Source organism: Flammeovirga pectinis, assembly GCF_003970675.1.
In the GTDB taxonomy this organism is placed as follows: Bacteria; Bacteroidota; Bacteroidia; order Cytophagales; family Flammeovirgaceae; genus Flammeovirga; species Flammeovirga pectinis.
The window spans coordinates 1,246,305-1,268,442 of record NZ_CP034562.1 but is presented as its reverse complement, the minus strand read 5'-3'; the positions used below and the strand labels follow the sequence as shown (position 1 = coordinate 1,268,442).

Genomic DNA, 22,138 nt, shown 5'->3' with positions numbered 1-22,138 from the left:
TTCTCACTTCCTTTAAATACATTTTCTTTTTTTTTGAGATTTTATTGATTTTGGATCTTTATCAAAACAGAAATTATACTTTAAATGTGATATTTCTGTACAAAAGTGAGTTTTTCAACTTTTACCCTATCATTTGATTTAAATAGAGAACCTCTACTCTTTTCATTAAAATAATGGTATTTATTATTCGATTAAAACTATAACATTATCTTCTTTTACAAACAAAACTTACATTAAACTGTACATTATATCTGAACAAAAAAAGCAGATAGGATGTTTCTAGGTCAAACAATAAAAGAAAAGATATGACCAACTTTACCACCGACATGAATAGCCGCTCCTCTACATTGACTATCAGAATGAGAGGTTATTTTCAGACAGAGCAATTCTCAGATCTTTTTGAGGATTCTTTAAAAGATATACAAAATGGAAAGCCATTAATTGTCTTACTGGATGCACGTTTTATAAAGTCGGGATGGATGTCTGCTAATCCATGGTTGGTTAGTTGGTTTTTACCAAAAATTGCTCTTTTAAAAGTAAAACACTTTGGTGTTATAATAGAAGAAGATTGTGATCCGTTCACTAGGTTTTCAGTTATAAATCTAGAGAGTCTATTAGAAAATGAACCGAGTCTTAAAATTAACTTATTTGAGTCGCCAGAAGAAGCAGTAATATGGGGACGCGATTTGCTTAAAGCAGCATAAAATATTAAAGTTAAATTTTGGGTGGTTTTTCGCAGTTGAAGAAACAACTGTTGGGATCTCTTTGGTCGGAGGTCCCATTTTTTTTGTCTACATTTGTCATACTTCATTTTGCAGAAAAATCCATATAAATTGCTTTTAGCGTTTCATGAAAAAAATTCAACCTGAGAAATTAGTTTTAGGTATCGATCCAGGTACTCAAGTTATGGGCTACGGACTAATTCATGTCCAGGGATCAAAAATTTCTTTAGTACAATATGGTGTAATCCATTTAAAGAAATTTGCTACTCATGCTTTAAAATTAAGAAAAATACATGAACGTATTACTAACATTTTAGAAGAGTATGCACCAGATGAAATGGCTTTAGAAGCTCCTTTTGTAGGGCAAAATATGCAATCTGCTTTAAAATTAGGACGAGCACAAGGGGTTGCAATGTCTGCTGCTTTAATTAGAGATATACCTATTACAGAATACGCTCCTAAAAAAGTGAAAGCTGCTGTTACGGGCAATGGAAATGCATCTAAAGAGCAAGTGGCTAGTATGTTAGAAAAACTTTTGAAATTTAAAATGGATGACAAGACACTTCTAGATGCTACAGATGCATTAGGTGTTGCCGTTTGCCATGTATTCCAAAGAGGTGATAATACACAGAAGAAACAATCCTGGAAAAACTTCCTAACTGATAACCCTAGTAGAATTTCTAAAAGGCTTAAATAGTTTAGTTACATACCTGTTTCATACCGTTCTCTTGAGTTACTTTAAGTGGTAAAGTTGCTGTAAATGTACTCCCTTTACCTAGTGTACTTTTACATTCTAATTTACCATTCATCACATCCATAAATTTTTTGGCAATACTTAAACCTAATCCTGTAGAAGATTCTCCATTAGTTGGTTTGGCTGATAGCCTTTGAAATTTCCCAAACATCTTTTCTTGATCTTCAATAGAAATACCCGGTCCTTCATCTATAATAGAAACTGTCACTTCATTATCTACCTGATCTATTTCTACAAAAATATTTTTAGTTTTAGGTGAAAATTTAATCGCATTAGAAAGTAAATTATCAAGTACTTGCTTTACACAATGTGGGTCTGCATATACTTGTACAGGTTTTAGTTTCTGATGAACACGAATACTTTTCTCTTCTGCCGTATGTTTACAGCCATCTACTACTCCTTCTACTATTATATCTAATTCAAATTCTGATTGCATTAGATTAAGATGCCCTGCCTCAATTGCTTTTACATCAAGAATTCGAGTAATCATCTCGTTCATTCTATTTAAAGCATTTGATACGCCTTGAATACATTCCTCGTTGTCTCCATCAAGTTCTTGCATTAAAAGCTGACTTAAAGACATTGCAGAGGTTAGAGGATTTCTAAGATCGTGTGCAACAACACCTATTAAATGATTTTTTTCTTCATTTAAAGTATTCAAACGATCATTATGTTCTTTTCCCTCTTTATTTTTCTTTGCTAATTCTTCTTGTTGTTCTTGTAATAAATTATTTGCTGCAACCAGTTTCTTATTTAAGATATTCTGTTTACTCCTCTCCTTCATAAAGATCATTATTACACCAATAAGAAGAAAGCACACAATAATAGCTGCAATTGTTAAAACAACTTGCTGATCCATTTTTGCTTTTTGCTGTTCTCTTAGTAATTGTGATTTGGCTCTTTCTTCGTTAAATTTCACTTGTGTCTCTAGGGTTGCTACTTCACGCATTTTCTCTTGCGTAAAAAGACTGTCGTAAAGTTCACTAGATTGACGTTCGTATTTTAAGGCTTCTCTAAAATTGCCTTTGCGTTCATACAATTCAGATAATTGATAAGAAGCTCCCATCAATTCATGTTTTGCATGTATTTGATAAGCCAATTGGTAGCTCTGCTTTGCATACTTCAATGCACTATCTAACCTACCTAACTCAAGGTATAATGAGGATATATTATTAGAAACACCAGCCAACCCTCTTTTTTCGTTTAATGCTTTTAAAGATGAATAAGATAATTTATAGGCCTTAATTGCCTCACCTAAATTGCCTAGATTTCTGTAAACAATAGCAATATCGTTGTACGAATAAGGTAAGAAAGTATTATCGTCTTTTTTTCTGATTATTATTGCTTTTTCATGATAAGAAAGTGCCTTTACATATTCTTTTTTGTAGTTAAGAATATTGGCCATATTACTGTAGGCTAATGCTGTTAACTTAGGCGAAGAGGTATCGTTCAAAAGTTCTAAACCTCTAGAATAGTATTCTAAAGCTTTATCATATTCTTGCTGAACTTCGTATATTTTTCCAATATTTTGAACAGTAGAATTTACTGTATTAGGGTCATCTTCTTTTTCGCTAATATTTAATGCCTCAAAATAAAATCTTAGTGCATCACTATATTCTGCCTTATAATAATAAGCCACACCTTTAGCTCTATAAGCCTTTTCTAAAACATTTGTATCATTTAATTTAGACGCAAAAGAAATCGCCTTTTCAGCATAATAAATTGATGAATCTAAATCGGTATTTAAATAAAGTCCACTAAGTCTCAACAGATTACTAAGGTAATTTGGATTTTCTTCATGAAAACGCACTTCATTTTGCAAACTATCAATATTGCTTCTTTGAAATTGAATAGAATCTATTTCTGCATATGATAGTAATGAAGATAAAAATAAAACAGATAGTAGATAGTAGTTCTTCACGAGATGATAATCAATAGTCCTAAGAATTAGTTACAAACTCTGTTTGCAATATACTAATTATAAGACTACGTAATTATCAAAAGGTTGCTTAACAGAAATAATAATTAGCAGATTTCCATAAATTTTTTAATATTCTCAATTTTCATATTATTTGCCTGGTCCATTTTAGGCTGAAACCCAACGACCAAGATGTCATCTGTTTGTTTTACTGTACCTGTCATCCAATCATCAATTGTCATTGCAATAATAGATTTCTGCTCGTACATCGGTTTATCAGCAATATCTTTTAACATATTTCTAAAATTCTTTTTATAGAATTTTCTTCCCTGGTCTCCCCCAAATTGATCTTGATATCCATCTGAACACATATATAAGGAGAGAATCTCTTCGTTTCGAGATCGTTTTATGCAATGTTCTGAGAAAGGAGCATATTTCTTCTTTTTCAGAACATGACCTCCAATAGACTGTCTATCACCATCTATAACTTCTATAAAGTTTTCACCATCATCATTCTTTTTAACTATATACAAAGGATGATGTGCTCCAGCAAATCGAAATTCATTCGTTCTTTTGTTCATTACACAAAGACCGATATCCATGCCGTCTTTATTTTTTAAACGCTCTTGTTGCAATACAACTCTAATTCGTATATGCAATTCATCTAGTAATTCTGCCGGAGAAGTAATGTCTTTTGTATTGACCAAATTAGATAAAATCTCTCTACCCAAAATGGACATAAATGCACCAGGAACTCCATGACCAGTACAATCTGCTACAGCAAAATAAATAAAATCCCCTTTGGTCTCTAGCCAGTAAAAATCTCCACTTACAATATCTTTAGGTCTGTAAAGTATAAAAGCATCTTCGAACTTACTTCTTACTTCCGAAAAATTCGGTAACAATGCCTGCTGTATTCTCTGAGCATATTGTACACTACTTTTCCATTGCTTATTTGTAAATTCAAGCTCGTCTAAAGTTCCCTTTAAAAGTGAATTACTTTGTACTAATTCTTCTTTCTGAGAATTAATTTTAGCGGTTTTCTTTTCTACTTGATGTTCTAGACTTTCGTAATTAATGGCTGTATCTAAAGCACTAACTGCATACACTACAATACTGCCCAACATATTAATTTGCACATCAGAAATGGAGTTCGCAGTTGTATTGTGTAATGCAAGAACGCCAACTCTCCCCGAAGCTGACGTCATTGGAAGATAAATCAAAGAGCCAATTTTTTGAGACGTAATTACTGGTAACAAGTGCTTAAATTCATTATTATCATCACCTAAAAAATCTTTAACAATAATGGGTTCTTGCCTTCTAAAACACTCTACGCCAAGGTGTGTAAATTCGTGTATTGATCTATCAAATGAAATAAATTCACCTTCATTGTTATATCCTTGGTAGTTCAGTTCATCATTTTGATAAATACCTATTAGAAAAGTAGAGAAATCTAAAATGTTACCCAATGAATGGTAAAACTCTTTTACGATAGCCTCCACAGATACGTGCCTATTTAAACGGCCTCCAATTTGCCTTATTGTATCAATTTTTTCATAGGTAATTGCTAGTTCTTCTTTCTGTTGAATAATCTCGTCACTTCTTTCGTTCATCTTTTCTAAGACGTAATTAAAATCATTCGATAAATCTCCAATTTCATCTTTTGTTTTGATTGTATATAATTCTCCTTGAAAATCTTTTGCTACAATCTCATGTATAGATTTTGATAATTTATTAATAGGCTTCCCAAGTCGAGAAAGAAGGTAGAAAAGTAAACCTGCATTGACCAAAATTATACTAAATGCAGAAATGAATAATACACTAAGGTTTATTTTTTTCCAGAAATCCATGTAGGTAATCATGGTTTTAATAACAGCTGCGATTTGTCTTTCTGCAACAGAAAGTTCGCTATTTAGGTTGTCTTTTATACCTCTAACACCGTAATACCCTAGTTTCCTATCTAGTTTTACTAATTCTTTAAAATTTTTAAGATAAGTATCTAAACCTCCTTTTAAATATACTCTACCGTATTTTTCAGAGATATCTTTATCTATATCGTCCTTCAATAAAGTAATAACACTAGTTAGTTTAGCTAGGTATTGAAGGTCTTTTCTTAAAATGTAATCTTTTTCGTGTCTACGTAGGGATAATATTTTTACTTGATCTAACGTATATCCAGAATTCATTACACTATAAATTGCACGTCGCATATCTCCTTCTACACCATAACTCTTAAACCCCCTTTGTAATTGTACATTAATTAAGCTATCAAAACTGATATGATACAAAGAAAGTGTGTTTTGAAGTGAACGTAAAGAAGGAATAACATTGGCATTCTGCACGTAACTATTAATATAAAATCCTTCTATTTGTAAATTGATTTCTTCTAGTAATAAGTTGTGTTTTATGATAAAATGGTTATTCTTTGATTCATAAAATGATGGGTTAATTGTTTCGGTTAACAGGAAAGATTGTCGTGTAGTTTTAATTTTCTGAATTTTATCGCTCAGTTCGTTCAATTCAGAAACCAATGCTTCTGCATTTTGCGTAATATTTCTAATTGAACCAAAGGCTACGAATACAACAAAAATAATAACTAAGTTGGCAGCAAAAGACCAGATCAATCTAGTTTTAATACTTTTGGCTTGTCTTTTTTTGGGTGTTAATTTCATGATAGTTTCTATTTAAAATACTGGGATGTATCCTTTATGAGCAATAATTTGCTGTCCTTTATCAGAAAGAGCAAAATTGATGAGATAGTCAACTTTTAATTTATCAGACTTGCGATAATACAAATACAAAGGTCTTGATAAAGGATAAATTTTCTGGAGTGCATTTTTAAATGAAGGATAGATGTATTCGTTATTTCTATCACAGATAGCAAGTGGTTTTACAATCTCTTCTACATAAGCAATACCACAATAACCTATTGCTCCACGCTCTAAACCTACTCGTTGCACTACTCCTGCATTCGACCTAGAAACAATACAAGTCTTTGTCATTGCTTCATCATTTAAAATAATAGACTCCATAAAACCATAACTCCCAGAGTTCTTATCTCTAGAAATTACAACAATCTGAACGTCCTCTCCTCCCAACTGTTTCCAATTCGTTACTTCGCCTTTAAAAACTTTTTTAAGTTGAGCTATTGTTAATTTTGTTACTTTATTTGATGGGTGAGTTATAATTGAAAGAGCATCATAAGCTATAATATTTTCAAGTAATTGATCGTATTTTGTTTCTATTTTTAATTTCTCTGTCTCTTCTACCTTACGTGACGATAAGGCAAATTCGATATCATAATTGGTTAACCCTCTAAATCCTAAAGAACTCCCTCCACCAATAATATCTACAGATTTGGTAGTCCCTGTTTTGTATATCTTTACAAGTTCTTCCATTAACGGAAGCATGGTATCACTACCTTTTCCTTTAATTTTTTGTCCATATAATTGTTGAATGTTTGAGAGAATTAAGATAGATAGTATTGTTAGCGTGCTGTAATGTATTATTCTGTTCATCAGTTTCTAAAAATTAGTTGTAATACAAAAGTCGGGTTTAAACGTGAATTGAATAAGAATTAAATGTTTACATTTTGTTGATTTATATGACTTTTCCAACAACAGAAAATGAATAAATGAAGCCTAAAGTTTGTTGGTTCGTATTATTATCTCAATATTCGCATGCTATTGTAAAGAAAATCATGTTACGTTAATGAGAACACTGAGTATTTGGCTTTTTAAGCTATTGGGATGGAAAGTAGAGGGGGCTTTACCAAATGATGTGAAAAAATTTGTAGTTGTAGTTGGACCACACACTAGTTTTTGGGATTTTATATTAGGTATTCCAGCCAGAAAAATTGTTGGAGTACAATCTAAATTTTTTATTAAAAGTTCCCTTTGTAAAGGTATACTTGGTAAGTTTTTGATTTCTTTGGGAGCAATTCCTGTAGACCGATCAAAAAAAACACGCCTAGTTGATAATGTGATTGATGAATTTAATTCTAGATCTGAATTAATTATGGCTGTTACACCAGAGGGTACTAGATCTTATAATGAGAACTGGAAAACTGGTTTTTATAGAATTGCTAAAGGTGCAAATGTTCCTATTTATATGGTAGGAATATGTTTTAAGACAAAGAGATATATTTTTGGTGCTAAAGCTACCTTAACTGATGATATGGATAAAGACATTTACAACATCAAAAAATATTTAGGGCAGTTTCAAGGTAAACATCCTACAAAAGGCATCCATGTTTAAGTAATTAAACTACTGCTAAAAAGGCTTCTGATTAATGGTTAATCAGAAGCCTTTTTAATTTAATATGGATATGTAGGATAATAAGGGTCATCATCTTCTGGTGGATCCCTAAAATCAATTTCTTCATATGGTGATGGATCTTCTTCTTCAGTACACGAAGAGAAAAACAAAGGTGCTAATAAAAGAAGTAAAGCAAAATACTTTTTCATTTGTATCTTATTTTTTGATGATTATTGTTTGCCGAAATTCTTCAAAGTTATTCTAAACTCTATTTTTGATTCATTTCAACATCAAAAGTAAACTTAAATGAAGCACTTATGAAACATTGTTTCTTTTAATTAACATTCTATACAATCCTTTAAAATAAAAAAGGTATTGAAGTGCTAGACCTCAATACCTTTTTACTATTTGAAAAATAATTTCTACTTCGCGTATAAATTATCTCTTATCTCTTGAATTTGTTCCGAATTGATATATTCATCATAAGGCATGTGTCTATCGATCATACCATTTGGTGTTAATTCAATTACACGATTACAAACTGTAGAAATTACTTCGTGGTCATGTGATGACATTAAAATATTTCCTGGGAACTTAGTTAACGAGTTGTTCAATGCTTGAATCGACTCTAAATCTAAGTGGTTTGTAGGAGAATCTAAAATTAAAGCATTTGCATCTGAAAGCATCATTTTAGACATCATACAACGCATTTTCTCACCTCCTGAAAGTACAGAAGATTGTTTGAAGATTTCTTCTCCAGAGAAAAGCATTTTACCTAAGTAACCTCTAATAAATGCTTCAGACGTATCGCTAGAATATTGTCCTAACCAATCTACAAGGTTCATATCGTTTCTGAAAAACTCACTGTGTTCTACAGGTAAATATGCTTTGGTAATTGTTACACCCCAATTGTATTCTCCTTCAAAGTCAGCGTCATTTTCATTGATAATCTCAAAGAAAGCCGTCATAGCTCTAGGATCTCTTGATAAGAAAATAATCTTATCGTCCTTTTGCATCGAGAATTCAACATTTTTGAAAAGTACATCTCCATCAATTGATTTAGACATTTCTTTCACTTCAAGAATGTTATTACCTGCCGCTCTCTCCGGTGTGAAGATAATACCAGGATACTTTCTTGAAGAAGGTTGAATTTCTTCGAAGTTTAATTTTTCTAACATCTTCTTACGAGATGTTGTTTGCTTAGATTTTGCAGCATTGGCAGAGAAACGAGCAATAAACTCTTTCAATTCCTTGATTTTCTCTTCAGCTTTTTTGTTTTGCTGTGCTTGCTGACGTGAAGCTAATTGACTTGACTGGTACCAGAAAGAGTAGTTACCAGAAAACATTGAAATCTTAGAGAAATCAATATCTACAATCTGTGTACAAATTGAATCTAAGAAGTGACGGTCGTGAGAAATAACCAATACCGTGTTCTCAAAGTTTGCTAAGTAGTTTTCTAACCAAGCAATAGTCTCCTGATCCAAGTCGTTGGTAGGCTCATCAAGTAATAAGTTATCTGGCTTACCAAATAAAGCTTGTGCTAATAACACACGTACTTTTTGCTTACCACTTACGTTGGCCATTGTTTGGTAATGTAGATCTTCCGTAATGTGAAGTCCACTTAACAAGTTTGCAGCATCAGATTCTGCATTCCAACCATCAAGATCTTCAAAACGTTCTGTTAACTCAGAAATACGAATACCATCGGCTTCGTTAAAATCTGGTTTAGCATATAACTCGTCTTGTTCTTTTTTAATTGCCCACAATTCATCATGACCCATCATTACAGTATCTAAAACTGTAAATTCATCAAATTCGTGGTGTTCCTGCTTTAATACAGAAGTACGTTCCCCTTTTCCGAAAGATATATTACCTCTAGTTGGGTCTTGCGCACCATATAATGTTTTTAAAAATGTAGATTTACCTGCACCGTTAGCACCGATAATACCGTAGCAATTGCCTTCTGTGAATTTAAGGTTTACATCTTGGAAAAGCACACGCTTACCAAATTGAACGCCTAAGTTTGAAACTGTTATCATTATGAATATTATGAGTATATCAAATTATCTTGCAAATGTATCAGAATGTTTTTAACCCTACAAAATTGACATACAAATACTTTTGAATGAGCCATTATTTCTTTCAAAATTGGTAAATGATAGACTTTATTGGACTTAAATCAGTAAATGAGTAAATAGATTCTTTTGATATTTACTAAAGTAGGCTATTAGTTGATTATTGCTGTAACTATATCTTGTCATATTCTAAATGAACAACTAAATTGCCTAAATGAATGATCAAATAGCAGTGCTTATTAAAAAGTACAAAGACTTATCAAAAGAATCGGAGCACGAAGCTGCTGCAAAAATTACAAAAGAATATGTTTCTGGAAAATATAGAGAACGTGTAATTGAAGCTGCTTTTGGTATGCTTGCTGAAAGTGATAAATATGATGAGGACCATCCTATGGGAGGCTATTACTACATCATTTATGAAATGCTGCATGCTGGAGCATATTTATTAGCAAAAGAAGATAAATCATAATATAATGGATCAAGAAGAAAAAAAACCAGAAAATCAAATTAACATCGAACTAACTGACGATGTAGCTGAAGGTACTTATGCTAACCTTGCAATGATTGCTCACTCTAATAGCGAGTTTGTGATTGACTTTATTAGAATGATGCCTGGCTTGCCAAAAGCCAAAGTTAAATCAAGAATTATTTTAACTCCAGAACATGCAAAACGCTTGTATATGGCTCTACAAGATAATTTAAAGAAATATGAAGGACAATTTGGTCCTATCGGAAAGACTGAGGAAGCTCCTAAGTTTCCAATGAATTTCGGTATGACAAATACAGATCCTCAATAATAAATAAGCCTCATTGATTATATCAATGAGGCTTATTTATTATCCAATTTTACTACCGTTTTTTACTTTTAAATCGGGATGTAAAAGTGTAACATCTTTATTGTTGCCAAGAGCTCCTAAAACCAAACACTCTGACATTATATTTGCAATCTGCTTTGGCGGAAAATTCACCACAGCAATTATTTGTTTATCAATTAAATCAGATGGTTGGTATAAAGATGTAATCTGGGCTGATGTTTTCTTAAGTCCAAATTCGCCAAAATCAATTACTAGTTTATACGCAGGGTTTCTAGCTTCTTTAAATTCTTCAGCAGAAACAATAGTTCCTACCCTCATTTCAACTTTAGTAAAGTCATCCCAAGTAAGTACACCATCCATTTATTTTGTAATTTTTTTTAATGAACCATCTTTATTTAATTTTGCGGTCACTTTTTTTATAACCTTTGCTCCATACGTATTATTTTCTCTATACGTCATTGTAACATTCAATACCCTCCCCTTTTCTGATAAGTTTGTTTCTACATGTTCAAAACTCTCTGGGTCGTTCATTTTTCCTTTCACCTCATTAACTAAAGTAATAATAGCACCTTCTTCGTTAATTTGAGATGATAGCGTTTCTTTTAATGTAATCTGTTCTGCTACCGTTTCCACTAACTTCTTATCGAAATCTGGAGATACTTTTAAGAGTTCTTCTCGAGCATTCTCAAATTCCTTGACACGAACAAATTCCAATGTATTTTCTATGTAAAGCTCATTTTCTAATTCAAAAATCTTCTTTTTTAATCCTAGTCTTGTTCTTTCTCTGTAAGTAGAATCAATTTTAGAATAATAGACTTTTGCTTTATCAATATTTCGCTCCTTTATATAGTTCTTAGTTTTTGTAACATTTACTTCTATCAGGGCAGCATTTAATTTATTTCTGATCTGATCTACTTCAGATTTTTTATAGTCTGCATCAATTAATTCTAAATATTGACCACAGCTCCCATACCATTTTTTTTGTAGACACACTTTAGCATTAACCATAGCTGTCTCATTTAAATTACTGATTAAAATTGATACGCTATCCTTCTTAAAATCACTGCTAATTAGGTCTAGTTGTAATTTTGCTTGTGAAAGGCTTTCTACTTTACCTTGTTTTATAAATTTTTGAATACTTATAAACCTTCCTTCATCAAACTGTAAAGTATTCTTAATTTCTCCTGCAAAAAAGAAATAGGCGGTACTTCCTAAAAAGAGTAAAATTAGAACTGTAAAAAAATATAAGATCCCTTTTTTCATTTTAAGTATTGTTTGTTAGCTCAATTGTTACTAATAATCTGTGTGTTTGCTCTTGATTCCAAAGTTAAACAAAGCATTTCATAAACTCCTTTTTTCTTTAAAAATTTAGCTAAAATCCTATTTTTGTAAATTTTAACAGTAGTTTTACCAAAAAAGTCACGAACCAAATAATATTTTGTTTAAAGTTATTTACATAAAATATATTCAATGAACGAACACTCACGTAACTGAATAATCCTATTATTTGTGATAATTTTCATGTTTTATGTAAAATTATCAAAAAGTACTAAAAATTCTCATAACACCAAACAATAGACAAAACTTATAAAAACTCAAGTTATAACCTTGGATATGACTATAATTTCACCGTATATTTATATCATAAAGCAGCAATAAGAAATAGTTTTTGGGTTATTAAAGGAATTAAAAAGTCAACCGCGATGTGGTTGACTTTTTTTATTTTTAGACGATTTCATCTTCGTAACTCATTGCATTTAAGTTTAAACCAGATGCAGGAGCTATATAACCTAAAGGTTTTTTAATATCGCTAAATTCTAAAGATTCTTTAATTTGATCTAATGTCAGTTCTCCTCTTCCTAACATAAATAAAGTTCCCATAATCAGCCTTACTTGATTTCTCATAAAACCTTTACCATGTACATTAAGTACATAACTCTGTTCGGGAAAAAAGGAAGCCGTAACAACATCATTTACTTTAATCTCGCACAAATCAATAGTTCTGGTTAGTTCTACACCTTCTTTTGGGGCTTTACAGTATCTCCCAAAGTAATGTTCTCCTTCAAATAGTTTAGCGCCTTCTATCATTACATCAATGTTAAGGTCATCCATTACAGAAACCATAAAAGGTGCACAGAAAGGGTGGTTCTTATCGCCAAAAGTAAACAGATATTGGTACTCTTTAACTTTAGAACTTTGAATTACATTAAAAGCATCACTAACTTTTTTAATAGATAGCGCCTTGATATCACTCGGTAAATTGATATTAAACTCTTTTAAAAATTCTTCTTCATCAAGTACATCAAATACAAACAACTCAAAAGCTGAATGATTTGCAGATACCATTGCATCTGTTCTACTTGTTCCTAAGGTTTTAAACTTAATCTCTCCTCCTAAAACATAATTAATTGTTTTATCAATCATGCCTTGTACCGTTTTTAAACCAGGTTGTACCATCCAACCATGGTAACGATACCCTATATATTGTATTTCAAAGAGGTAATTATGTCGTTTTTTCTTCATTATCTAAAAGTACTTTTATAACTTCTTTACCTAATTATTAATTTATAACACAAAGAAGTCCTTTTCATTTCATAAACTTATGTATATTATTTCTAAAATACATCTCGTTTAACTAACCTTATTATTAAATCAAAATGGTTGAATTAATTGATGCTTCAGAAAACTTTAATGCACTTTGGGATATTTACTTAGAAGCATTTCCTAGAGACGAGCAAAGACCCAAAGAAGAAATAATTTCTTTAATGGATACACCCAATTTTTATTTTGAAGGTATCTATGTAGAAAAAAAATGCTGTGGTTTAGTATGTTACAGAGAATTAGGTGATTTTATATTTATAGAATACCTAGCAATGCATGCAAACAGTAGAGGTTCTGGTGCTGGCTCTGCATTTTTACATTACTTTATTGAGAAATATAATGGCGAAAAAATAATTCTTGAAGTTGAACACCCTGTAGAAGATATTCAAAAAAGAAGAGTAGGTTTTTACGAGAGAAAAGGGTTTCATTATAATGATAAGATTTTTATGGCACCTCAAACAATCGAAGGTGGACAAGAATTACCATTAAATTTTATGTCGTACCCGCTGTTGTTAGGAACTCAAGAGTATGAACAAGTAAAAAAATTACTACTTGATAAAGTATATAACGAAGATTAAAATTCGCAACTTCCCACCATTAGTGAATGACCATTTTTATCTTCCAGTGCTATCTTATAAGAATGATTACCTTCTTGCTTTTCAGAAAGCATTACTTGAAGGTGATCATTTGGTAGCTTAACAGGACGTATAAAACGCACACTCATTTGTTTTAATGGTTGATTCTTATAGTTTTGAAGTATTTCAAACGTTTTAGTATACATTCCAAATCCGTGCAAAATTGTTCCTTTAAAAGGAGTCGCTTTTGCAATAAAATTTACCCAATGCAAAGGATTTAGATCGCCAGAAAGAATCCCAAAGCGCAAACCATCCTTTTTATCAACACTCCAAGTAGCAATACGTTCTAAAGGAGTTGCATCAACTTGATGCTCTTTTTTACCATTACGTACTCTTTTACCAATAATAAAGGCAGTCAATAGATGAACTTCAATACAAATATCCTCTTTTGAATTCCCAATTTCCATTCTTTGATGTACTCTTGCGCGTCCATTTTCTTCGGTAATTTCTACGAACTCCGTTTTTAAATATATTTTTTTTGCGGTGACATCTCCAAATACCTTGATCTCTACACCTTGATTAATAATTTTTGCTAATGGGTAAGGTAGTTTATTGAGTAAATCTAAACCGAATGATAATGCATATTGACAAAACATATGAGGCGGTAAACTCTTATATCTACCTTTCTCAGCACCTGTCCATTTAGAATATGCTTTTACTAATGATTGTGTAGGTGGTTTTACAAACGTCTCTTGAGGAGGTACTTCTGTTGAACCTTTTTTCTTTAGAAATGGAAGTATAGTCTGTACAAAAGTTCTACCAACAACATATATCATAGGGCGTTGTTGCCATAAAAAAGTTTTAGAGACGTTCATTCTTAGTTTGGATTCTTATGTTAAAAACGTAAATATATAGTATTAATAACTAAAAAAGCATGTACTGACTTACAATACATGCTTTTCTCTCCACTAAGAATTCTATTTATTACAATAAGCTCTCCCAACCTCCTGCGTTATATACTTCTTTAACTCCTGCCGCTTCAATTAATGCTTTTGCAACACCTGCTCTACCGCCAGACAAACAGCATACAACTAAAGGAGACCCTAATTCTTTTACTTCAGAAATTCTACTCTGAATATCATTTACAGAAATATTTACACTTCCTTCAATATGTCCTTCATTAAATTCTTCTTCAGAACGTACGTCTAATAATTGAACTCCTCCTGATATTAATTCTTTATAATTCATAGTATTTAAGTTTGATTTATGCGAAACTAAAAATTAAATAGTTTCCTGTTTGTAACAATTATCACACAATCAAAATTCTTTGTTTAATTTTTTTAACAGTTACATCGTTACCTTTTTGTTTTATTTATCGTTACATAAACTATTATTAGATCTCACACTTACATTATTTATCTCAATTATGAAATTTTTATACTTTTCAATACTCTCTTTTGTAACACTGTTTTATTCTTTCAATACAAAAGCTCAAACTATTGTTGATAAAACACATCAACATAATGATAAAATTAGTGCAGATACTTCTTTAGTAATGCGAGAAACTAAAGAATATCCATATGTATTTCCGATCCTTGGTCAGAAAGTTTACGACAAAGGTTATTCTTTGCCTCTACCAATTGGGTTTAGTGTAAGTTATATAAATACATCTATGGGAATGGGTATATCAGATCTTGGTGTTGGCTTTAAAGGTCTTGACAGTAGCAAACCTTATTTTGGTGCAAAAATTCCTCAAGAAAAAATTGATCAGATTGTTAAAGGTCCAATCCTAGAATCGTTAAATAATAACGTGACTATGGCCACAGCTAGTGGAATGAATTACAGAATGGACGTGTATGTTCTTCCTTTCTTAAATGTTTATGGTATGGTATCAGAAGTAAGTGGTTCTACAAGTATTGGCCTTGGAGGAGGCAGCGATACTGGAGGTTTCGGTTCTACTGTAGATTTTGATGCTTTGGCATATGGAGGTGGTTTTACTCTTGCTTATGGTTATAAAGGGTGGTTCTCTTCTGTGGATATTAATTATGCTTTAAGTGACACAGACTTATTAGAAGAACAAATTGCAATTGGTACATACTCTATCAGATTTGGCAAAAAATTTAATGTAAATCATGGTAAGCAAAGTATTGCAGTATATGTTGGAGCTATGAACCGTAACTTTACAAATGATAGCTCTACTCCAGGGTCTATAAATTTAAACGATGTTGTTAAAAATGAAGTAGATTTAGGTCAGCCAATAGAAAATATTTATAGTGGATTAAGTAGAACGCAACAAGCATTAGTTAAACAAGTTTTAGGAGGTGCTCCTGACGGTTCTAGAATAAATGACCACATGAATGGTATGATTGACAATACTGTAGTAGAATATGACATCAAGAAAGATTTGTTACAAACATGGACTGTGCAATGTGGCTTTAGTATTGAATTAAATAAACACCTTGCAATAAGAGGTGAATATGGCATTGCTGATAATAATAAATTTCTAATGACAGGGATTAACTATAGATTCGGTATCTAAAAATAATACACTAGCTTAATTAAGCAAATCTGTTAATTACCTCTAAGTAACCTTAGAGGTGTTTTTTTACACTTCAATTTATTGTAATTTGATACAATTACATAGCAATAAAGGGTATGACTGAAAAAGAAAAACTATTAGCAGGGTTGCCTTATGATGGCAATAATATTGAACTAATAAAAGATAGAAGGAATTGTAAAATTCTATGCAAGGAATATAATGACAACCCTGTTGATCTAGACTTAGGTGTATTATCAAAAATTCTTGAGCAGGAAACTGAAGCTCATATAGAAGCTCCTTTTAAATGTGACTACGGGTATAATATTTCCTTTGGAAAAAATTTCTACGCTAATTTCAATCTTATTATTTTAGATTGTTCAAAAGTAACTTTTGGCGATAATGTTTTTATTGCTCCAAATGTACTAATCACGGCTGTAGGACACCCAACAGATCCAATAGAAAGAAATACGGGCGTTGAATACGCTACTCCTGTAACAATTGGAAACAATGTGTGGATAGGTGGGAATGTAACTATTTTACCAGGAATTACCATTGAAGATAATGTTACAATTGGTGCTGGTAGTGTTGTTACTAAGTCTATACCTGCAAATTCTATTGCTGTTGGCAATCCATGTAGAGTAATAAAATCAATCTAAATAAAAAGCCTAAAGATCTCGATAATCTTTAGGCTTTCATTTTATAAAATGTATTCTATTTAATCTGTTAAGATTGTTTTCAAATCTTTAATAGATGGAGCAAAAGAATACGCTCCTGTTGTTGCTTTCGAGTAATTCATCATTTGGTCATAAACACCATCTTCGGTATTCCCAAGCATTCTTTCTAATTGAATATCAATACGGAAAGGATCACAAGTGTAAGCAATAAAGAACAAGCCTTTTTCAGTTGCTGATCCAAAAGGGAACGACCTTCTCCATATTTTCATTGCAACACCTTCATGACTTGCATCTGTTCTCGATACATGAGAGTCAGCAGGCATAGCGTCTCCTTCTAGTTCAATACTATCTGGCTTTGTTCTTCCAATTATTTTTTCTTGAATGCTTACAGGTAATTCATTAAATTTCATTAGATCGTGTACCCACTTCTGATGAAAAACAAAACTACCTCCAGCAGCAGGTTCTCCTTCAGGAACAATAGCAGCTAAATATTTCTTTTCTTCTTTTGGGTTTGCAGAACCATCTACAAAGCCAGTTAAATCTCTATGATCTTTGTATACAAAGCCATTTTCTGAAATGACAATTGTAGTAATAGCTTTTAAAGCTTCTTGAATTTGAATTGTCTTGTCTAATACTAGCGAGTTATCAGAACCAATTACTCTAAAATATAAATCAGATTGGTTTGAAGGCATAGTAAAACCATTCACACCGTTTAGTTGTTCAAAGTTTTTAAAATTCTTCGGTTGAACTTCAGGTGCTAACTCATTTAAAATATTTTTCCCAAAAGAAATAACTACTTCAATTTTTTCGGATGTCCCTTTTAACGCATTATTTAGTGCTCTTTTAATGGTAGACGGAGAAACATTGTCATTTATTTTATATTCTGTAACATTGAAAATGTTAGCTTCTTCATTAAATATTCCTAATTGATAACTTTGCATTTTTATAAATTATTTGGTTCATCTCTATCGGTATAAATATACAAACGTTTCTGAATTTATATCCGTTATATCTATAATAATTCTTTAAATAAAAAATTGTTTAATATATCTCATAAATAGAAAAAAAAGTCTGTTAAAGATGAATTTTTAATAGTAAAAAAACATATAAAAAGTACTATCCTTTTAAGTTTTATAATGATATACAGTGAAATAACTAATCCAGTTACTAAAGCTTAAAACTGTTAGAAAAAGTTAGTATTTGATAAAAAAATCGCAGGCTTTTTTCATTTCCGTATCATTAACTAAGTATTTATAAGATCATACTATTTAATTGCATACTTTTATCTTTGCTACACTAAGTTTACAGGATTACATTAGTTTGACACCTATTATATGACAAAGATTTTATATTTATTATTTATAAAACCAATATCTCTGCTTCCGTTCAGAGCATTATACATTTTATCAGATTTTCTTTATTTAATCTTATATAAAGTAATTGGATATAGGACAAAAGTGGTTAGACAAAACTTAACGAGTTCCTTTACCGATTTATCTAAAGAAGAGATAAAAGACATTGAATCTAAATTCTATCACCATCTATGTGATATTATCTGCGAAAGCTTAAAAGTTTTTAATGTTAAAGAAGAAGATCTTTTTGAAAGATGTGTTTATAATGATTTAGACCTTATCAATAAATATAAAGATAGAAACCTCTGTATTTTAGGAGGGCATTACAATAACTGGGAGTATGCAGGAACTGTATCTTCTAAATATGCAAACAGAGAAATCGGTGCGTTATATACCAAACTTTCTAATCAGTTTTTTAATTCTAGAATAACTCGTTCAAGAGAAAGGTTTGGTTTAAAAATGATTGATAAAAATCTTGCAAAAGAATATTTTAATTCTGAGAACAATAAACCCATAGGAATTATTTTTGGTGCTGACCAATCCCCTACTTATAGTAAAAACGTAGTTTGGGCAGATTTTCTTGGTCAAGACACTGCATTGTATTTTGGTCCTGAGAAATACTCTAGAGAAAATGATATGGTAGTTATTTACACTCAAATTATCAAGAAGAAAAGAGGCTTCTACGAGTGTAATTTTAAACTTATTAGCGATGATGTTTCAAAAACAGAACATGGCGAAATTTTAGAAAAATATACAAGACTTTTAGAGAAAGATATTAAAAATGAGCCTCAATATTGGTTATGGACTCATAAGCGTTGGAAAAGAGAGAAGAAAGAAGGAGAAGAATTATTAAAGTCTACTGTACTTTAAATTATAAAGAAGGTCAATCTAGAACAAACTAGTTTGACCTTTTTGTTTAATTACTATTCAATAACAATTTTATTGCTAGAGGTATTTCTTCCGTTAGAAATTTTTAGAATATAAACCCCTTTCTGTAATGCATTTGGTACTTTATAAGAAGTGATAATATTTCCCTCTGCATTGTTCAATACAATATCATGAGATAACACTCTACCTGTTGTAGAATAAAATACGCCAACAATTGGGTTATTTCCATCCGCTCCTTGAATCTCTAATGTCAAATTAGACCCATTGGTTAGTAGCGAAGGATACGCTTTACATTGAAAACTATTTTCGGTATCTGCAAAAGTAACAATACCAAAATACTCTGTTTTACCATCGAAATCATGCTGAACCAACCTATAATATTTACCAGAATAGTTCGCATCCAAAAATTCATATTTTAAAGTAACATTACTGTTTCCTCCAGCTTCTACTCTACTAATTGTCTTCCAATTTACTTTGTTATTAGAAGATTGAACTTCAAAATGACTTGAATTTTGTTCAGAAGCAGTTTCCCAAATCAAAAGGTTTCCATTAGAGGTTTGCTGTCCTTTAAAGTAAGTTAGGGATACTGGGAGGTCCCAATCTCCATCATCAATTTTTTTGCAAAAATATTTTTTATTCGAATCGCAGTATTCAACAATAGGATCATTATGCAGATACCTTATTTTATTTTTTTCAATTAAACAATTTCCCTCTACAGATACATGTCCAGAGATCTTAAAAGTAACAGCTCCATCACAGGTTACTACAAAGTCTTTATTGATATTTAATTTCCCATACTTTGTTTCTGATTTTTTATTTATATTTATTGTTGGAGCTCCATTTATATATAGTTCTCCATCAATATTTAATTCTCCATCAATATTAATTACCAATCCAGAATAATTAATAATTTTTAAATCACCTCCATTATTAATATTAAAGCTTCCTTCTTCAAAGATATCAATTGTAACAGCCGAAGCTCCTGAACCAAATAATGCATCTTCGCACTCTAGGATACCGTCTTTTACTTTGATAGTTGATGCATTTGAATCAATTTTTAACGTGCCATCAACTATTAACTTACTTCCTTCATCAACATTAATATTCATCCTCTCATGAGTATATGAATCCAGAAACTTTAATGTAACCTCTGATTTATTCCCAATGGAAATATTAGTGCCTGTTTTATTACCATTTACTACTTTTAAATATACTCCTTTTAATTCTGAAGAAAATGTAAATCCAATTGTTAAATCAGCTCCCCAATCTAATACAATTATGTCATCCTTTTTGGGGTAATCATTACCATCTAAGTCTCCCCAACCTGTTTTCCAGCTCTTAAGATCCTTAAAAACTTTTACTTCCTTCAAAACATAATCTTTTGCTCTTAAATTTTGATGAGTTAATATATTAAGTACGATGATTAATAGTGAAAACAGTGAAATTTTATTGTTCATATCAGTTCAGTTTGTTAATAAAATAGGTCGCTTACTTTTTATTTGACAATACAAATATCAATCTAATTCAATAGGACTTTTATAATTAAAAACTGTATTTTGCTAATAAATATCAATAACAATATACACAACATTTATTGATAGAAATGGATTAAATTTTCTCTCAAAAATTTAAAGAATAAGTAGTTTTAAAGCAAAAAAGAGGTTGTCTTAGTATCCTAAAACAACCTCTCTCCCAAAGTTAGAAAGCTAACTTACTTATTGCAACACCTCAAAGTGGATTGCTGTACCACCACCAGAATTCATTTGAATTAACAATGCTTCTGTAGACGTTACATTTTTTTCTGTTACAACATATTTAGTTGGTGCTAACAGATAAGTACTACCTGGAGCATCTGCATAAATTGTTGCTTTATATACTTTGTTAGGTTCTAAGAAATCAAGGCTTATACTTACTGCTCTGCCTGTTTCGTCTGTTGCTGCACCTAACAACCATTCTGTTCCTTTTTTTCTTGCTGTAATTGCAAACTGACCAATCTTACCATTTAACATGATACTCTCGTCCCAATCTGCAGTAGAAGATTCTAAGAATTTAAAGGCTTTAAGCTCCTTCTCATAGTTTTCTACTAAGTCCGAAGCCATTTGAAGTGGACTATACAAGATTATTGATAACGCTAATTGTTTTACTAAAGTAGTATGTACTCTAGCTTCGTTCATTATCTCTGCTGTAGTATTCCAAGCTACTCTATTTGGAGAGTTTTCATACTTTACGTCAAAGATTCCTGGCGTATAATCAAGTGGTCCGCCTAACATTCTTGTAAAAGGTAAAATTAATGTATGATTTGGTGGGTTACCATCACTCCAACCGTTCCATTCCATACCTTTTACTCCTTCACGCGTCATCATGTTTGGCCATGTTCTTCTTATACCTGTTGGCTTAATTGGCTCATGAGCATCTAAAACAATTTCATATTTAGCGGCCATCTCTACAACATGTCTGTAATGATTAACCATAAACTGACCATGATGATGTTCTCCTCTAGGAAAAATACCCCCTGCATAACCCGTTTTTAATGCATGAATACCTAGCTTTTGATATAACTTAAAAGCCTGATCCATATATTTTTCATAAGATGGAATATCTCCACCCGTTTCATTATGCATTATTAAAGATACATTATTGTCTGCTGCATATTTAGCAACTTCTTCTAAGTCGTAACCTTTTGCAGGAGTGATATGGTCAAACGCGTCCTTTTGTCCCCATTTGTCCCAACCAGAATTCCATCCTTCTACAACTACACCACCAATATTGTGGTTGGCTGCAAAATCAATATACTTCTTAGCAGACTTGGTTGTTGCTCCTTGTCGCGGTCCTTCTTTCCATTCTTTTGTTCCGATATGAAATTCCCACCAAATTCCGATATACTGCATTGGTTTAATCCAAGAAGTATCTTCTATTTTAGATGGTTCATTAAGGTTTAAAATCATATTAGAATTTACAAGATCAGCCG

22 protein-coding genes are annotated in these 22,138 nt (G+C 31.5%); 9 read left to right on the top strand and 13 right to left on the bottom strand.

The genetic code is table 11. The features are described from left to right. Window positions 1–305: 305 nt before the first annotated feature. The gene (locus EI427_RS05175; RefSeq protein ID WP_126612338.1) at window positions 306–704 is read left to right on the top strand and encodes a hypothetical protein; all 399 of its coding nucleotides are present in this window, start codon (window positions 306–308) and stop codon (window positions 702–704) included. A gap of 145 nt (window positions 705–849) precedes the next feature. Further along, a complete protein-coding gene (gene ruvC, locus EI427_RS05170; RefSeq protein ID WP_126612336.1) occupies window positions 850–1,419 on the top strand; it encodes a crossover junction endodeoxyribonuclease RuvC in 570 nt (189 codons plus the stop codon). Window position 1,420: 1 nt separating this feature from the next. On the opposite strand, the gene EI427_RS05165 is transcribed toward ruvC, so the two are convergent. From EI427_RS05165 to EI427_RS05155, 3 genes are all read right to left on the bottom strand, one after another. Beyond that, window positions 1,421–3,397: a tetratricopeptide repeat-containing sensor histidine kinase gene (locus EI427_RS05165; protein ID WP_126612334.1), complete on the bottom strand. Its 1,977-nt coding sequence runs from the start codon at window positions 3,395–3,397 to the stop codon at window positions 1,421–1,423. A 104-nt stretch (window positions 3,398–3,501) separates the two neighbouring features. Then, window positions 3,502–6,066, bottom strand: a complete 2,565-nt coding sequence (locus tag EI427_RS05160) for a SpoIIE family protein phosphatase (protein ID WP_126612332.1) — start codon at window positions 6,064–6,066, stop codon at window positions 3,502–3,504. Window positions 6,067–6,078: 12 nt separating this feature from the next. Then, on the bottom strand, window positions 6,079–6,912 hold the full coding sequence (locus EI427_RS05155; protein ID WP_126612330.1) for a phosphate ABC transporter substrate-binding protein: 834 nt from the start codon (window positions 6,910–6,912) through the stop codon (window positions 6,079–6,081). Between the two features lie 193 nt (window positions 6,913–7,105). Between EI427_RS05155 and EI427_RS05150 the strand changes: the two genes are divergently transcribed. Beyond that, the gene (locus tag EI427_RS05150; protein ID WP_126612328.1) at window positions 7,106–7,651 is read left to right on the top strand and encodes a 1-acyl-sn-glycerol-3-phosphate acyltransferase; all 546 of its coding nucleotides are present in this window, start codon (window positions 7,106–7,108) and stop codon (window positions 7,649–7,651) included. Between the two features lie 59 nt (window positions 7,652–7,710). On the opposite strand, the gene EI427_RS25875 is transcribed toward EI427_RS05150, so the two are convergent. Together EI427_RS25875 and EI427_RS05145 are read right to left on the bottom strand one after the other, a co-directional pair. Beyond that, on the bottom strand, window positions 7,711–7,860 hold the full coding sequence (locus EI427_RS25875; protein WP_155523279.1) for a hypothetical protein: 150 nt from the start codon (window positions 7,858–7,860) through the stop codon (window positions 7,711–7,713). Between the two features lie 213 nt (window positions 7,861–8,073). Next, on the bottom strand, window positions 8,074–9,690 hold the full coding sequence (locus EI427_RS05145) for an ABC-F family ATP-binding cassette domain-containing protein (RefSeq protein WP_126612326.1): 1,617 nt from the start codon (window positions 9,688–9,690) through the stop codon (window positions 8,074–8,076). Between the two features lie 250 nt (window positions 9,691–9,940). Between EI427_RS05145 and EI427_RS05140 the strand changes: the two genes are divergently transcribed. Together EI427_RS05140 and EI427_RS05135 are read left to right on the top strand one after the other, a co-directional pair. Beyond that, the gene (locus tag EI427_RS05140; protein WP_126612325.1) at window positions 9,941–10,195 is read left to right on the top strand and encodes a hypothetical protein; all 255 of its coding nucleotides are present in this window, start codon (window positions 9,941–9,943) and stop codon (window positions 10,193–10,195) included. Between the two features lie 4 nt (window positions 10,196–10,199). Then, a complete protein-coding gene (locus tag EI427_RS05135) occupies window positions 10,200–10,523 on the top strand; it encodes a DUF3467 domain-containing protein (protein WP_126612324.1) in 324 nt (107 codons plus the stop codon). Window positions 10,524–10,562: 39 nt separating this feature from the next. On the opposite strand, the gene EI427_RS05130 is transcribed toward EI427_RS05135, so the two are convergent. The 3 genes from EI427_RS05130 to EI427_RS05120 form a co-directional block, all read right to left on the bottom strand. Further along, a complete protein-coding gene (locus EI427_RS05130) occupies window positions 10,563–10,901 on the bottom strand; it encodes a tRNA-binding protein (RefSeq protein WP_126612322.1) in 339 nt (112 codons plus the stop codon). Further along, window positions 10,902–11,804 (bottom strand): hypothetical protein, encoded by a 903-nt coding sequence (locus EI427_RS05125; protein WP_126612320.1) that lies wholly within the window; start codon window positions 11,802–11,804, stop codon window positions 10,902–10,904. Between the two features lie 462 nt (window positions 11,805–12,266). Next, on the bottom strand, window positions 12,267–13,064 hold the full coding sequence (locus EI427_RS05120) for a tRNA pseudouridine synthase A (protein WP_126612317.1): 798 nt from the start codon (window positions 13,062–13,064) through the stop codon (window positions 12,267–12,269). A 134-nt stretch (window positions 13,065–13,198) separates the two neighbouring features. On the opposite strand from EI427_RS05120, the gene EI427_RS05115 reads away from it, so the two are divergent. Further along, entirely contained in the window at window positions 13,199–13,720 is a 522-nt protein-coding gene (locus EI427_RS05115; RefSeq protein ID WP_126612315.1) for a GNAT family N-acetyltransferase, read from the top strand. Here the strand turns inward: EI427_RS05115 and EI427_RS05110 are convergent. Then, on the bottom strand, window positions 13,717–14,592 hold the full coding sequence (locus tag EI427_RS05110) for a MaoC/PaaZ C-terminal domain-containing protein (RefSeq protein WP_126612313.1): 876 nt from the start codon (window positions 14,590–14,592) through the stop codon (window positions 13,717–13,719). The two genes, EI427_RS05115 and EI427_RS05110, sit on opposite strands and share 4 nt — an antisense overlap. A 109-nt stretch (window positions 14,593–14,701) precedes the next feature. Then, window positions 14,702–14,965, bottom strand: coding sequence for a rhodanese-like domain-containing protein (locus EI427_RS05105; protein ID WP_126612311.1), 264 nt, complete (start codon window positions 14,963–14,965; stop codon window positions 14,702–14,704). Window positions 14,966–15,143: 178 nt separating this feature from the next. Between EI427_RS05105 and EI427_RS05100 the strand changes: the two genes are divergently transcribed. Together EI427_RS05100 and EI427_RS05095 are read left to right on the top strand one after the other, a co-directional pair. Next, window positions 15,144–16,256, top strand: a complete 1,113-nt coding sequence (locus EI427_RS05100; RefSeq protein WP_126612309.1) for a hypothetical protein — start codon at window positions 15,144–15,146, stop codon at window positions 16,254–16,256. A 116-nt stretch (window positions 16,257–16,372) separates the two neighbouring features. Beyond that, window positions 16,373–16,912 carry a sugar O-acetyltransferase gene (locus tag EI427_RS05095; protein WP_126612307.1) on the top strand — a complete coding sequence of 180 codons (540 nt, stop codon included), beginning with the start codon at window positions 16,373–16,375 and terminating at the stop codon, window positions 16,910–16,912. A gap of 59 nt (window positions 16,913–16,971) precedes the next feature. On the opposite strand, the gene EI427_RS05090 is transcribed toward EI427_RS05095, so the two are convergent. Next, a complete protein-coding gene (locus EI427_RS05090) occupies window positions 16,972–17,871 on the bottom strand; it encodes a Dyp-type peroxidase (protein WP_126612305.1) in 900 nt (299 codons plus the stop codon). 393 nt (window positions 17,872–18,264) lie between these two features. Here EI427_RS05090 and EI427_RS05085 point away from each other — a divergent pair, with 393 nt between their 5' ends. Then, a complete protein-coding gene (locus EI427_RS05085) occupies window positions 18,265–19,152 on the top strand; it encodes a lysophospholipid acyltransferase family protein (protein ID WP_126612303.1) in 888 nt (295 codons plus the stop codon). Window positions 19,153–19,205: 53 nt separating this feature from the next. On the opposite strand, the gene EI427_RS05080 is transcribed toward EI427_RS05085, so the two are convergent. Both EI427_RS05080 and EI427_RS26315 read right to left on the bottom strand, forming a co-directional pair. Further along, on the bottom strand, window positions 19,206–20,627 hold the full coding sequence (locus EI427_RS05080) for a T9SS type A sorting domain-containing protein (protein ID WP_126612301.1): 1,422 nt from the start codon (window positions 20,625–20,627) through the stop codon (window positions 19,206–19,208). A 258-nt stretch (window positions 20,628–20,885) separates the two neighbouring features. Then, entirely contained in the window at window positions 20,886–22,115 is a 1,230-nt protein-coding gene (locus EI427_RS26315; RefSeq protein ID WP_262708877.1) for a glycoside hydrolase family 97 catalytic domain-containing protein, read from the bottom strand. Window positions 22,116–22,138 lie beyond the last annotated feature (23 nt).

Bases quoted from the DNA above. Each gene is read 5' to 3' on its own strand.
- EI427_RS05100 (WP_126612309.1), top strand. From the start codon at position 15,144: ATGAAATTTTTATACTTTTCAATACTCTCTTTTGTAACACTGTTTTAT.
- EI427_RS05175 (WP_126612338.1), top strand. From the start codon at position 306: ATGACCAACTTTACCACCGACATGAATAGCCGCTCCTCTACATTGACT.
- EI427_RS05080 (WP_126612301.1), bottom strand. From the start codon at position 20,627: ATGAACAATAAAATTTCACTGTTTTCACTATTAATCATCGTACTTAAT.
- EI427_RS26315 (WP_262708877.1), bottom strand. From the start codon at position 22,115: ATGATTTTAAACCTTAATGAACCATCTAAAATAGAAGATACTTCTTGG.
- EI427_RS05110 (WP_126612313.1), bottom strand. From the start codon at position 14,592: ATGAACGTCTCTAAAACTTTTTTATGGCAACAACGCCCTATGATATAT.
- EI427_RS05135 (WP_126612324.1), top strand. From the start codon at position 10,200: ATGGATCAAGAAGAAAAAAAACCAGAAAATCAAATTAACATCGAACTA.
- EI427_RS05145 (WP_126612326.1), bottom strand. From the start codon at position 9,690: ATGATAACAGTTTCAAACTTAGGCGTTCAATTTGGTAAGCGTGTGCTT.
- EI427_RS05115 (WP_126612315.1), top strand. From the start codon at position 13,199: ATGGTTGAATTAATTGATGCTTCAGAAAACTTTAATGCACTTTGGGAT.
- EI427_RS05085 (WP_126612303.1), top strand. From the start codon at position 18,265: ATGACAAAGATTTTATATTTATTATTTATAAAACCAATATCTCTGCTT.
- EI427_RS05140 (WP_126612325.1), top strand. From the start codon at position 9,941: ATGAATGATCAAATAGCAGTGCTTATTAAAAAGTACAAAGACTTATCA.
- EI427_RS05120 (WP_126612317.1), bottom strand. From the start codon at position 13,064: ATGAAGAAAAAACGACATAATTACCTCTTTGAAATACAATATATAGGG.
- EI427_RS05090 (WP_126612305.1), bottom strand. From the start codon at position 17,871: ATGCAAAGTTATCAATTAGGAATATTTAATGAAGAAGCTAACATTTTC.
- EI427_RS05095 (WP_126612307.1), top strand. From the start codon at position 16,373: ATGACTGAAAAAGAAAAACTATTAGCAGGGTTGCCTTATGATGGCAAT.
- ruvC (WP_126612336.1), top strand. From the start codon at position 850: ATGAAAAAAATTCAACCTGAGAAATTAGTTTTAGGTATCGATCCAGGT.
- EI427_RS05125 (WP_126612320.1), bottom strand. From the start codon at position 11,804: ATGAAAAAAGGGATCTTATATTTTTTTACAGTTCTAATTTTACTCTTT.
- EI427_RS05150 (WP_126612328.1), top strand. From the start codon at position 7,106: ATGAGAACACTGAGTATTTGGCTTTTTAAGCTATTGGGATGGAAAGTA.
- EI427_RS05105 (WP_126612311.1), bottom strand. From the start codon at position 14,965: ATGAATTATAAAGAATTAATATCAGGAGGAGTTCAATTATTAGACGTA.
- EI427_RS05160 (WP_126612332.1), bottom strand. From the start codon at position 6,066: ATGAAATTAACACCCAAAAAAAGACAAGCCAAAAGTATTAAAACTAGA.
- EI427_RS05155 (WP_126612330.1), bottom strand. From the start codon at position 6,912: ATGAACAGAATAATACATTACAGCACGCTAACAATACTATCTATCTTA.
- EI427_RS25875 (WP_155523279.1), bottom strand. From the start codon at position 7,860: ATGAAAAAGTATTTTGCTTTACTTCTTTTATTAGCACCTTTGTTTTTC.
- EI427_RS05130 (WP_126612322.1), bottom strand. From the start codon at position 10,901: ATGGATGGTGTACTTACTTGGGATGACTTTACTAAAGTTGAAATGAGG.